This window comes from Arthrobacter sp. UYEF20, from assembly GCF_040546335.1.
Lineage (GTDB): Bacteria > Actinomycetota > Actinomycetes > Actinomycetales > Micrococcaceae > Arthrobacter.
In genome coordinates, this window is record NZ_JBEPNP010000010.1 from 122,672 (window position 1) to 135,543 (window position 12,872).

7 protein-coding genes and 1 pseudogene are annotated in these 12,872 nt (G+C 67.7%); 2 read left to right on the top strand and 6 right to left on the bottom strand.

The window, feature by feature from the left end; genetic code table 11:
• Window position 1: 1 nt before the first annotated feature.
• The gene (ileS, locus tag ABIB26_RS12990; RefSeq protein WP_354243599.1) at window positions 2-3,391 is read right to left on the bottom strand and encodes an isoleucine--tRNA ligase; all 3,390 of its coding nucleotides are present in this window, start codon (window positions 3,389-3,391) and stop codon (window positions 2-4) included.
• Window positions 3,392-3,739: 348 nt separating this feature from the next.
• Entirely contained in the window at window positions 3,740-4,828 is a 1,089-nt protein-coding gene (locus ABIB26_RS12995) for a glycerophosphodiester phosphodiesterase (protein ID WP_354243602.1), read from the bottom strand.
• Window positions 4,829-5,037: 209 nt separating this feature from the next.
• Here ABIB26_RS12995 and ABIB26_RS13000 point away from each other — a divergent pair, with 209 nt between their 5' ends.
• The gene (locus ABIB26_RS13000) at window positions 5,038-6,075 is read left to right on the top strand and encodes an endonuclease/exonuclease/phosphatase family protein (protein ID WP_354243604.1); all 1,038 of its coding nucleotides are present in this window, start codon (window positions 5,038-5,040) and stop codon (window positions 6,073-6,075) included.
• A 49-nt stretch (window positions 6,076-6,124) separates the two neighbouring features.
• On the opposite strand, the gene ABIB26_RS13005 is transcribed toward ABIB26_RS13000, so the two are convergent.
• Together ABIB26_RS13005 and ABIB26_RS13010 are read right to left on the bottom strand one after the other, a co-directional pair.
• A complete protein-coding gene (locus tag ABIB26_RS13005) occupies window positions 6,125-6,931 on the bottom strand; it encodes an SDR family oxidoreductase (protein WP_354243607.1) in 807 nt (268 codons plus the stop codon).
• Between the two features lie 126 nt (window positions 6,932-7,057).
• A pseudogene (locus ABIB26_RS13010) lies at window positions 7,058-7,184 on the bottom strand (DUF488 family protein, N3 subclade); the annotation flags it as partial.
• 60 nt (window positions 7,185-7,244) lie between these two features.
• On the opposite strand from ABIB26_RS13010, the gene valS reads away from it, so the two are divergent.
• Window positions 7,245-9,851, top strand: a complete 2,607-nt coding sequence (valS, locus tag ABIB26_RS13015) for a valine--tRNA ligase (RefSeq protein WP_354243610.1) — start codon at window positions 7,245-7,247, stop codon at window positions 9,849-9,851.
• Between the two features lie 122 nt (window positions 9,852-9,973).
• Here valS and ABIB26_RS13020 read toward each other — a convergent pair whose 3' ends face one another.
• Entirely contained in the window at window positions 9,974-11,839 is a 1,866-nt protein-coding gene (locus tag ABIB26_RS13020; RefSeq protein WP_354243613.1) for a glycoside hydrolase family 15 protein, read from the bottom strand.
• Window positions 11,840-12,210: 371 nt separating this feature from the next.
• A complete protein-coding gene (locus tag ABIB26_RS13025; protein WP_354243616.1) occupies window positions 12,211-12,828 on the bottom strand; it encodes a mycothiol-dependent nitroreductase Rv2466c family protein in 618 nt (205 codons plus the stop codon).
• Window positions 12,829-12,872 lie beyond the last annotated feature (44 nt).

The window sequence follows — 12,872 nt, forward strand, 5'->3', positions numbered from 1 at the left end:
CTCAGGCCTCTGCTTCTGCGGTTACTTTTGCAACGCTGATTTGGGGTTCCTTGACGTCGGCCGCAACGGTGTCCAGCTGGACCGTGAGGGTTTCGGTCTTGACCAGCCCGGCGTTGGCCAGCAGGGCGTCAACAGTCGCCTGCGAGGCGGTGACAGTGGTCCGGATCCGGTCGCTGACGTTGAGTCCGGCGTCCTTGCGGGCCTGCTGGATGGCGCGGACCATGTCGCGGGCCGCGCCTTCGGCTTCGAGTTCCGGCGTGACCTCGGTGTTGAGGACCACGAACCCGCCGCCGGGCAGCACTGCAGCCGCCCTTGTGGCAGGACCAGTTCCTGCACCCTCCGCAGCTTCAGCCACGACGGTTTCCAGGGTGTATTCCTGCGGCTCCAGTGCGAGGCCGCCAGAAACAACGACACCGTCGACACCGTCGATTGTTTGCACACCCCAGTCGCCGGACTTGGCTCCCTTGATCGCCTGCTGGACGTTTTTGCCCAGCCGCGGGCCGGCGGCGCGGGCGTTGACCACCAGCTTCTGTTCGATACCGAACTCCTCCGGGGAGGCGCTCCCGGCGTCGAGCAGGCGGACCGAGCGCAGGTTCAGTTCATCGGCGACGACGGCGGCGAAGCCTTCCAGCGCATCCGCGCCGGGTGCCACGACAGTGAGTTCCTGCAGCGGCAGGCGCACCCGGAGGTTGGCGGCCTTGCGCAGCGAGGATCCGGTGGAGCAGATCTGCTGGATGCGTTCCATTGCCTCGACGAGTTCGGCATTGGCCGGGAACAGTTCCGCGTCCGGCCAATCGGCCAGGTGCACGGAGCGCCCTCCGGTGAGGCCGCGCCAGATCTCCTCGGAGACCAGCGGCAGCAGCGAGGCGGCCACGCGGCAGACGGTCTCGAGCGCGGTGTAGAGCGCGTCGAAGGCATCGACGTTTTCGTCGAAGAAGCGCTGGCGGCTGCGGCGGACGTACCAGTTGGTGAGCATGTCCAGGTAGCTGCGGAGTTCATCGCAGGCACCGGAGATGTCGTAGCCGTCCAGCTGCGCGGTCATGTTGCGGACCAGGTCCCCGGTGTTGGCCATCAGGTACTGGTCCAGGGTGTCGGCGTAGCCGTCGTAGCGGAGCTTCGCGTCGTAGCCCTTCGCTTGGCCTCCAACTGCGTTGGCCGCGTTCGTGTACAGCGTGAAGAAGCTGTACACGTTCCACAGCGGCAGGATGACCTGGCGGACGCCGTCGCGGATGCCCGGTTCGGTGACCACGAGGTTGCCGCCCCGCAGGATGGGGCTGGACATCAGGAACCAGCGCATCGCGTCGGAGCCGTCGCGGTCCAGGACCTCGGAGACGTCCGGGTAGTTGCGCAGGCTCTTGGACATCTTCTGCCCGTCCGAGCCCAGCACGATGCCGTGGCTGATGACGTTGCGGAAGGCCGGCCGGTCGAACAGCGCGGTGGAGAGGATGTGCAGCATGTAGAACCAGCCGCGGGTCTGCCCGATGTACTCGACGATGAAGTCCGCCGGGTTGTGGGTGTCGAACCATTCCTCGTTCTCGAACGGGTAGTGCACCTGTCCGTAGGGCATCGAGCCGGAGTCGAACCAGACGTCCAGGACGTCCTCGACGCGGCGCATCACGGACTGGCCCTCTTCCGAGGTGCGGGGGTCATCCGGGTTGGGGCGGGTGAGCTCGTCGATGAAGGGCCGGTGCAGGTCCACCTCGCCGGCTTTGTTCAGCGGCAGGCGGCCGAAGTCGGTCTCGATCTCGGCGAGTGAGCCGTAGACGTCGGTGCGGGGGTAGTCCGGGTCGCTGGACTGCCAGACCGGGATGGGGCTGCCCCAGTAGCGGTTGCGGCTGATCGACCAGTCGCGGGCGTTGGCCAGCCACTTGCCGAACTGGCCGTCCTTGACGTTGCCGGGGATCCAGTTGATCTCCTGGTTCAGCTCGGACATGCGGTCCTTGATCTTGGTGACCTCGACATACCAGGAGGACACGGCGCGGTAGATCAGCGGGTTGCGGCAGCGCCAGCAGTGCGGGTAGCTGTGCTCGTAGCTCGCCTGCCGGACCAGGCGGGCCTGCGCGCGGAGCACCTGGGTGATGGGCTTGTTCGCCTCGAAGACCTGAAGGCCGGCGATCTCGGCGAGGTCGCCGTGGCCGAACAGCGGCAGGAACTTCGCGCCTTCGTCCACGGAGAGGACCACCGGGATGCCGGCTTCTTCACAGACCTGCTGGTCGTCTTCACCGTAGGCGGGTGCCTGGTGGACGATGCCGGTGCCGTCGGTGGTGGTGACGTAGTCGGCCACCAGGAAGCGCCAGGCGTTTTCGGTGCCGTACTTCTCGGCGTCGTCGAAATAGTCCCAGAGAGGTTCGTACGTCAGGCCCGCAAGCTCGGCGCCGGTGTGGCTGGAGGTGACCGCGGCCTCGGCTGCCGCGGCACCCTCGGCGCCGTCGCCGTAGCCCAGGTCCTTGGCGTAGGTGCCCAGCAGCTCGGCGGCGAGCAGGAAGCTGCCCGTCACGGGAGCGTCCGCGGAGGCGGCCTTGATGCCGTGGGGCCCGGCCGGCAGGACCACGTACTGGATGGCGGGCCCGACGGCGAGCGCCAGGTTGGTGGGCAGGGTCCACGGCGTGGTGGTCCAGGCGAGCGCCTGCACGCCGGCGAGCTGCTTGGACAGCTCCGACTCCCCCGCCGTGATCGGGAAGGTCACCGTGACGGTCTGGTCCTGGCGGTTCTTGTAGACGTCGTCGTCCATGCGCAGTTCGTGGTTGGACAGCGGCGTCTCGTCCTTCCAGCAGTACGGCAGCACGCGGTAGCCGTTGTACGTCAGGCCCTTTTCGTGCAGCTGCTTGAAGGCCCAGAGCACGGACTCCATGTACTCGACGTTGAGCGTCTTGTAGTCGTTCTCGAAGTCCACCCAGCGGGCCTGGCGGGTGACGTAGCTCTTCCACTCGTCGGCGTACTTCATCACGGAGGCGCGGCAGGCATCGTTGAACTTGTCGATGCCCATGGCCTCGATCTGGGTCTTGTCCGTCATGCCCAGCTGCTTCATGGCTTCCAGCTCGGCGGGCAGGCCGTGCGTGTCCCAGCCGAAGCGGCGCTCCACCCGGCGGCCGCGCTGGGTCTGGTAGCGGGCCACGAGGTCCTTGGCGTAGCCGGTCAGCAGGTGGCCGTAGTGCGGCAGGCCGTTGGCGAACGGAGGGCCGTCGTAGAAGACGAACTCGTTGGACCCGTCTTTACCCGCATCCCGCTGGTCGATGCTGGCCTGGAAAGTCCCGTCCTGGTCCCAGTACTGGAGGATGCGCTTTTCGATCTCCGGGAACTTCACGGAGGCCGACACACCGGAGGTGTTGGACGCAGCGGTGCTGGCGCCTGCACCGGACGGTGCGGCGGAGGCCTTGGGGTAATGGGTCATCTCGACATCCTGGCTTGAGCTGGTGAACAAAGGGATTCATTCAGGATGCGAGGACGGCCCGTGCACTGTTTCCAGCACCGGTACCGCGGTACCACCTCACTTACCGGCACCGGTCCGGCTCCCTCTTGGCAAGGAAGCTGCTCCGGCGTCGGCCGCTCATTGCTGCTGTGACGGGCTTACCCGTCCGGTTCTACCGGCCCTGGTGCGTGCTGACGTTGCGCCGGGGCGTTCTTCCGGAAGCTCACCGGTGATGGCCGGGTCAAAGCTGATATGTCGATGTTACCGGAGAAGTCACTGCGTTTCACTGCAGGGCCAGTCCGCCGGGCAGTGGAACGCAGTGATGGCGGCTTAGCGCCCGGGCTGGAGTTCGAAGCTGCGCGGCAGTTTCATGCCGGCACCGGCCATGACCTCGCGGAGCCGGTACGGGTAATCGGTGATGATTCCGTCGACGCCGGCGTCGATCAGCGCCCGCATGGTCGGCTGGTCATCGACCGTCCACGGGATGACCTGCATCCCGGCAGCGTGCGCACGCTGCACCATGTCGGCGGTGACGTAGGAGACGTAGCCTGGGTCCGCCACTTTGCCGTTCTGCGGAGTGCCGTGCACGGGAGAGACGGCGTCGAATCCGAGCGAGGCCGCTGACGCGATGAGGTCGCCGCCAAAGTCGTCGGCGTCAATGCCGCCCAGCCAGGGCGAGCTGCCCGGCTGGCCCGCCTGGAGGAAGTCCTTGTTGGTCAGGGCCACGGTGCGGATGTTCGGATCGCGCTGCTGGACGAGGCGCAAGGAGCCCCAGTCGAAGCTCTGGATGGAGACCCGGTTCTTCATGTGGGCCGCCTTGATCTCCCGGAGTGCGACGTCGACGAACTGTTCGCGCGGGGCGGTTTCCTCCGGCGCACCGGCCTCGACCTTCGTTTCGATGTTGAACTTCACCTGGCGGGCCCGGTGGGAGTCGGCGAGCGCAAAGACTTCGGCAAGGGTCGGCATCTTGGCTCCCGGAGACGCCGCCTGGCCCGGGAACTGCGGCTGGGTGAGCGAACCGCAGTCCAGGCTGCGGACCTGCTCGAAGGTCAGGTCCTTGATGTACTTGCCCACATAGGGAAACTCCGGGTCGCTGGGCGTGACCGGCGCCGTATCGAGGCACTTCTTGTCGCTGGTCTTCCGGTCGTGCGTAATGACTTCGCGCCCGTCCTTGGTGATCTGGAGGTCAAGCTCCAGGGTCGACACCCCGGTCTCGAGGCCCTTGGCGAAGGAAGCCAGCGTGGATTCGACCGTCAGGCCGATTCCGCCGCGGTGGGCTTCAAGGTCGAAATGGTTGTCCGTGCCGTTGGCGTTCGTGTCGGCGGCCTGGGCCTGGGCAGAAGTGGCGAGGAGCAGGGCTGCGCTGACTACGGCAGCGCGCCAAGCTTCATCGGGGTTCGCATGGGAAAGGGTCTCCACTCCGGTGGTGTGCAGTTGCGCCTGCCACGGTTCCGTTCCGCGGCCAACTGCCGGCCACCGTGTGCTGGCCTTTGCACCACGGGATGGTGAATGTTGGGCGTCACGGCCACGGCGAATAAATCAAAGCCCGACGCCGCGGCGGGGACTGCTTAGACTCGTGCCATGACAGTCCCCCGGGCGATTCGGACCGCTGCGATTCGGGCCGCCGCGTGACGGGCCGCCGTGCGGGCCGCCGCTGGCTGCTGTCGGCTGCCCTGGTTGCCGCACCCGTGGCGGTGCTGTCCTTCTTCCGCGCCATCCCGGCACCGTGGCCGACCACCGTGGTGCAGCTGGTCGCCTTCACTCCCTGGCTTGTGTTCCCCGCCGCGGCGGCCCTGTTGCTGGCACTGCAGAGCCGCCGTTGGTGGGCTGTCCTGCCGGCAGCAGTTCTCCTGGCCGGCCAGCTCGTGTGGCTGTTCCCGCCGGACGTGCTCCTGGAGCGGCACGCGGGCCAACTCCAGGGACGGGGGCCGGATGCTTCAGCAGCGGCGCCGGCAGCGGAGCTGAAAGTCATGAGCCTCAACGCCGGAGTGGGACGTGCGGATGCCGCCGCCATCGTCCGGCTGGTCCGGGACAACGGCGTGGCGTTGCTGGCGGTCCAGGAACTTTCGCCGGCCCTGGAACGGCGGCTGGACGCCGAGGGGCTGGGCGGGCTGCTTCCGCACCGGATCAGCAACCCACGGAACGGCGCGGGCGGCAGCGGTGTGTATTCCGCCCGCCCGCTGGCTCCGATGGACTCCGTGCACGGTTCCGCTTTTCACATCTCGACCCTGCGGCTGAGCCTGGACGCGGGTGGCCGGCCGGTGGCGCTGGCGGTGACCAACGTGCACACCCAGGCTCCCGTGGAGGGGCAGGCCCCGCGGTGGCGGAGCGACCTGGCCCTGCTGGGCAGCGTCGCCGCCCGTCCGGGGAACGTGCTGCTGCTGGGCGATTTCAATGCCACCTTCGACCACGCCGAGTTCCGCCAGTTGTTGGCCGCCGGCCCGGACGGGGCTGCCGGCGCCGGCCGCCTCGTGGACGCGGGAGTCGCGGCACTGGCCCGTTTTGTTCCCACCTGGCCCAAGGACGGCCAATGGCTGCCCGGCGTGGTGATCGACCACGTCGTGACTAGCCCGCACGTGCGCAGCAGCGGCTATTCCGTGCAGGCCGTGGCCGGGACGGACCACGCGGCCGTCCTGGCCACGCTGTCCGTCCCGGCCGGAGGCTGAGCACCGCGCGGCTGGGCACCACACCGCTGCGGGCCGCGCCGCGGCAGGCTCAGCCCTTGCGGATCGTCTTGTAGTTGGAGGCCTGTGCCACCGGGCGGATCACGATCTGGTCCAGGTTGACGTGGTGCGGTGCCACGACGGCGTAGCGGACCACGTCGGCGACGTCCGCGGCGGTCAGGGGTTTCTCGACGCCGGCGTAGACCTTAGCGGCGGCCTCGGAATTGCCGCCGAGCCGGTTCAGGGCGAACTCGTCCGTATGGACCAGGCCGGGAGCCACCTCGATCACGCGGACGTTGTGCTCGGCCTCTTCCAGCCGCAGCGCGCCGGTCAGGGCATGCTGGGCGAACTTCGCGGCGTTGTAGCCGCCGCCGCCCTCATAGGCGGACAGTCCCGCCGTCGAGGTGAGGTTCAGGACGGTGCCTTCACCGCAGGCGCGCAGCATGGGCAGGAAGGCGCGGGTCAGCTTCATGGTGCCCAGCACGTTGACCCGGTACATCCACTCCCAGTCCTCGGTCCTGGTCTCGCCCACCCTGTCGGAGCCGCGGGCGCCGCCGGCAACGTTGATGAGCGTGTCGATGCCGCCGCCGCGGGTCACCTCCTCGAGCAGCCGCGCGACGTCGGCATCCTCGGTCACGTCGGCCGGCAGCGCGACGGCGCCGGTTTCGGCGGCGAGCGCTTCCAGCCGGTCCGCGCGGCGGGCGACGGCGTAGACAGTCCAGCCCTCGGTCCGGAGTGCACGTACTGTGGCCTCGCCGATTCCGGTGCTGGCGCCGGTGACGACTGCTGCTTTGGCCACTGTTGCCTTGACTACTGCTGCCGTATTTGCAGTTCCTGCGTTGTCGATTCCCTCAGTCATGGCACCACCCTAACGGCAAGGCCCCGCAGGACGAACCGGCGCCCCGCAGGATGAGCCGCACCGCAGGATGCACGGGTGGATCAGCGCTGCAGGAACTCCAGCAGCACCCGGGCGTGGTTGACCTCGGAGTTGCGCGCGTTCCTTGCTGACCCCGCGCGGCCAGAGCCGGTCCACCAGGACCTAAGCAGCCGTCGTCGTCGGCGGGTTCGTCATAGACGCGCTTGATCGCAAAAACTGCGTCAGAATGCTCCATTTACGCATGCTACTGCAGGCCACTGCGGTCTCCCCCGGCGGGCCGTGAAAGAATTGCCCCATGGCTGAAGAAACGCAGGGTACAGACACGCCCACCACCGCCCCCATCAACGTTCCGGACAAGCCCGCCCTGGAGGGGCTGGAAGACGCCCTCACCAAGCGCTGGCTTGACGAAGGAACCTACAAGTTCAACCGGGACACCACCCGGGAGCAGGTCTACTCGATCGACACTCCCCCGCCCACCGCATCGGGGTCCCTGCATGTGGGGCACATGTTCTCCTACACCCAGACCGACGTCCTGGCCCGCTACCAGCGGATGACCGGGAAGAACGTCTTCTACCCGATGGGCTGGGACGACAACGGCCTGCCCACCGAGCGCCGGGTGCAGAACTACTACGGCGTGCGCTGCGATCCCACCGTCCGCTACGACGCCGGCTACCGGCCTCCCGCCGAGCCCGCCAAGAACCAGCGCGACTTCGACGTCGTCTCGCGCCGGAACTTCATTGAGCTGTGCGAGGAGCTCGCCGTCGAGGATGAGTTGGTCTTCGAGAACCTGTTCCAGACGCTCGGCCTGTCCGTTGACTGGGATCTGACCTACCGCACCATCGACGATAAGTCCCGCGCCATCTCGCAGCGGGCCTTCCTGGCCAACCTCGCCGCGGGCGATGCCTACATGGCCGAGGCCCCCACCCTGTGGGACGTCACTTTCCGCACCGCGGTGGCCCAGGCCGAGCTGGAGGACCGCGAGGTGGCGGGCGCCTATTACCGCTACCCGTTCTTCACCGCGGAGGGCGAGAAGATCTACATCGAGACCACCCGCCCGGAACTGCTGGCCGCCTGCGCCGCCCTCGTGGCGAATCCCGACGACGAACGGTACCAGCCGCTGTTCGGCAAGAAGGTCACCTCCCCGCTGTTCGGCGTCGAGGTGGAGGTCATGGCCCACCCGCTCGCGAAGTCGGACAAGGGCTCCGGCGCGGCCATGGTCTGCACCTTCGGCGACCTCACCGACGTCACCTGGTGGCGCGAACTCCAGCTGCCCACCCGCGCGATCGTGGGCCGTGACGGCCGCATCATCGGCGAGACCCCGGACTGGATCACCACGGACGAGGGCCGGGCCAGCTTCGCGGCGATTGCCGGCAAGACGGTCTTCAGCGCCAAGGAAGCGGTGGTGGAACAGCTGGCCTCCGCCGGGCTCCTCGACGGCGAACCGAAGAAGATCATGCACCCGGTGAACTTCTTCGAGAAGGGCGACAAGCCCCTCGAAGTGGTCACCTCCCGGCAGTGGTACATCCGCAACGGCGGCCGCGACGCCGACCGCCGCGGACGGCTCATTGCCCGCGGCCAGGAGATCGAGTTCCACCCGGCCTTCATGCGCTCCCGGTATGAGAACTGGATCTCCGGGCTGAACGGCGACTGGCTGGTCTCCCGCCAGCGCTTCTTCGGCGTGCCGGTACCGGTCTGGTACCCGCTCGACGCCGACGGGAATCCCGAATACGGCGCCCCGATCGTTCCCTCCGATGCGCAACTGCCCGTGGACCCCGCCGCGGACGCGGCGCCCGGCTTCGACGAAGCCCAGCGCGACGTGCCGGGCGGCTTCACCGGCGACGCCGATGTGCTGGACACCTGGGCCACCTCCTCGCTGACCCCGCAGATCGTGGGCGGCTGGAGCACCGACGAGGACCTCTTCGCCAAGGTCTACCCCTTCGACGTGCGCCCGCAGGGCCACGACATCATCCGGACCTGGCTGTTCTCCTCCGCCGTGCGCGCCGACGCGCTGCAGGACTCCGCGCCGTGGAAGCATGCGGCCATCTCCGGCTGGATCCTGGACTCGGAGCGCAAGAAGATGTCCAAGTCCAAGGGCAATGTCATTGTGCCCACCGATGTGCTCGAGGAGTACGGCTCGGACGCCGTCCGCTACTGGGCGGCCTCGGCCAAGCTCGGCGCGGACACCGCCTACGAGATCGCACAGATGAAGATCGGCCGCCGCCTGGCGATCAAGCTGCTCAACGCCTCCAAGTTTGTGCTGAACCTCGGTGCCACGGAGGACTCTGTGGTTTCCGACGAGCTTTCGGTGCTGAGCAACCCCCTGGACCGCGCCGTGCTGGCCCAGCTTTCGGACGTTGTCCTGCAGGCCACCAAGGCGTTCGAGAACTACGACTACGCCCGGGCCCTGCAGATCACCGAGAGCTTCTTCTGGCACTTCACCGACGACTACGTGGAGCTCATCAAGGACCGCGCCTACGGTGCGGCCGGCGAGTCCCAGCAGGCGTCCGTGCTGGCCGCGCTGGCGACCAGCCTGGACACCCTGCTGCGCCTGTTCGCCCCGTTCCTGCCGTTCGCCACGGAGGAAGTCTGGGGCTGGTGGCGGACCGGCTCCGTGCACCGCGCCCCGTGGCCCTCAGCCCTCGAGATCGACGGCGACACCACGCTCCTGTCCACCGTGGGGACCGCGCTGAGCGGCATCCGCAAGGCCAAGTCCGAGGCCAAAGTCAAGCAGCGCACCGAGGTGCTCTCCGCGACCATCACGGCCTCGGAATCGCTCACGACGCAGCTGAAGGCCGGCCTGGCCGACCTGAAAGCCGCCGCCAACGCGCGTGAACTGGCGCTGGTTGCCGGCGACGGCGAACTGACCGTCAGCGACGTCGTCCTGGCACCTGCCGAGGCCTAACGCCCGGGCTCGGTCCACCGACAAAGCGACACGAGAAGAAGGGGCCCTCCGCCAGGGGCGGCCGGAGGGCCCTTTCTTTGCTTCCCGGAGGCCTCAGATCCCGAAGTACGGCTCAAAATGCGTCAGCCGCCGGCAATGTTCCTCGCCTCGGCACCGGCGCCCGGTTCTGGGCTGCCCGCCCGGGCCTCCGCTTCGCTGATGGCCCAGGCGGCGTTGACGAGGCCGATGTGGCTGAACGCCTGCGGGAAGTTCCCCAGGAGCTCGTTGCTGTCCGGCGCGACTTCCTCGGCCAGGAGGCCCAGGTCAGTGGCGAACCCGGCGGCCAGCTCGAAGACGACCCGGGCGCGCTGTGTGCGTCCGGCCAAGGCCAGGGCCTGGGCCAGCCAGAAGGTGCACAGGAGGAAGGTGCCCTCCTCCCCCGGCAGACCGTCGTCGGCGAGGTAGCGGTACACGAGGCCGCGCGAGTCGGTGAGGCGCTCCTCGATGGCCTCGATCGTGGCGATGAAACCGGGATCGTCCGCCGGGAGGAAGCCCACGATGGCCAGCATCAGCGCCGAAGCGTCGAGGTCCTCGGAGCCGTACGCCTGGGTATAGGCATTCGCCGCTTCGCTCCAGCCGTAGGTCCGGATGGACGCGGCAATCTGGTCCCGCGCCTCCTCCCAGTGCCGGACCCGCTCGGGCGCCTGCAGGAGCTCGGCGAGGGTGATGGCCCGGTCGACGGCGACCCAGCACATGAGCTTGGAGTAGAGGAAGTGGCGCGGCTCCCCACGGACCTCCCAGATGCCGCGGTCGGCGGAGCGCCAGCGGGAGGCCGCGGCGTCCGCTGCGTCGGCGAGGAATCTTCTCGTTTCCGGTGCCAGCTCCGCGAGATACTCCGGCAGCGTGGCGGCGGCGTCGAGCAGTTCGCCGTAGACGTCGAGCTGCCGCTGGTTCCAGGCGCCGTTGCCGACCCGGACCGGGGCACTGGCACGCCAGCCCGGCAGGTGGGCAAGCTCGCGTTCGGGCAGCTCGCGTTCCCCGCCGATGCCGAACATGATCTGCAGGTCCTCGCCCGCGGCCAGCTGGCTTGCGGCTGCAGCCGCAAGGAACTGGAAGAAATTTCCCGCTTCGTCCGGGCAGGCCGCCACCCAGAGTGCCTGCAGGGTCATGCTCGCATCCCGGATCCAGCTGTACCGGTAGTCCCAGTTGCGCGTACCGCCGGCCACTTCCGGCAGGGAAGTGGTCGGGGCGGCCACGATGGCCCCGGACGGGTAGTACGTGAGGGCCTGCAGGATCCGTCCGCTGCCGGCGACGAGCTCCTGCCACGGGCCGTTGTAGGTCTGGTGCATCACCGACCAGCTGCTCCAGCCCTGCACGGTGTCCTCAAGCCGGCGCGCGATCTCCGCCTGGCCCCAGAAGACCGGTTCCCCGCTCGCGCTGGCCTGGAAGTGGAGAGCGAAGCCAAGGACGTCTCCGGCCTGGAGCCTCACCCGGGCCTGCGCCGAATCCGCGCCGAGCTGGAAGGCTTCCGCCGTCGAGAATGACAGCGCCACGGCCCCCGCCCGGACCACGATACCGCCGTCCACCGCGCTCAGCAGCGGCCGGCCCAGCCCGTAGTCCGGGCGGGGGCTGAAGACGATGTCGACCTCGACCGGTCCCTCGGTACAGGTCAGCTGGCGCAGCAAGGTGCCGGGGGACTCCGCGCCGAGGTCATGGCCCCGCTTGCCGTCACCGAGGACCAGGGCGTCCGTGACGGTCACACACCCTTCAGGCGCCGTGTGAGTGGTTTCCAGAACCATCGTGGGTCCGAGGTAGCGCCGGGTTGAGGAGTATTCTCCGGCGGGACGGATGGACCAGAACCCCGCGTCCTGGCCCAAAAGTCGACCGAACACGGAGGGGCTGTCAAAGCGCGGAAAGCACAGCCAGTCCACGGAGCCGGCGGAACTGACCAGTGCCGCGGAGGCGCAGTCTGAGAGCAGGCCATAGTCCGCAATCGGCTTACTGCTCATCGGCACACCCTGACCGCGCTGTTTTCGGACCAGTCTTTCGGACCAGTCTTTTCGGACAGGTCCGTCCGGGCAAGTCTTGCCCGGCGTGTCTGTTAGGGCAAAGGGGAAGCCCCATCAGCGTATTGCCGTCGGTGGGGCTTCGACTTTCGGTTATCACGTGACGCCTTAGATAATCTGGCAAGATCCTCGGATTTTCAGGTCTTCCTACCTCGTCACCGGTAGCCATCATCTGACTTTGCCGAAGGCTGCGTCGGATGAGTGTCACTGAATCTTTGGTTCCTGCGTCCCACCTCTTGCGAAGTGGGTAAGTTCTATTCTTCTCCCCCGGATTCCCCTGCACAAGGGCCCCGGGAGAATTACATCTGAGTAGTTCAGTCGAAGACAGGGCTTTCGGTCCGGCTGCGCTTGATTTCGAAGAAGTACGGGAAGGACGCCAGCGTCACGGTGGCGTCCCACACCCGTCCGGCTTCCTCGCCGCGGGGGATGCGGGTCAGGACGGGCCCGAAGAAGGCGGTGCCGTTGAAGGCGACGACCGGCGTGCCCACGTCCTGGCCCACCAGGGAGATGCCCGCCTCGTGGCTGCTGCGGAGCTGCGCATCGAATTCATCGCTCTGGCCGGCGGCCGCCAGTTCCGCCGGCAGGCCGACCTCGGCCAGGGACTTGGAGATGACTTCGGCGATGTCGCCGTTGCCCTCGTTGTGGATCTTGGTGCCCATGGCGTCGTAGAGCGGCTTGACGTACTCGGCGCCGTGCTTTTCTGCGGCAGCAACGATGACCCGCACCGGCGCCCACGCCTTGGCCAGGAACTCCTTATACTGCTCCGGGAGCTCGTCACGGCCCTCGTTCAGCACGGCGAGGCTCATGACGTGCCACTCGGTGCTGATATCGCGGACGTCCTCCACCTCGCCGATCCAGCGGGAGGTGACCCAAGCGAAGGGGCACATCGGGTCGAACCAGAAGTCGGCTTTGTTGGTCATGGTTTCAGGCACAGGTGTTCTCCTTCAAGGAAGTCCGCGGGTTAAAGGAAGTCCGC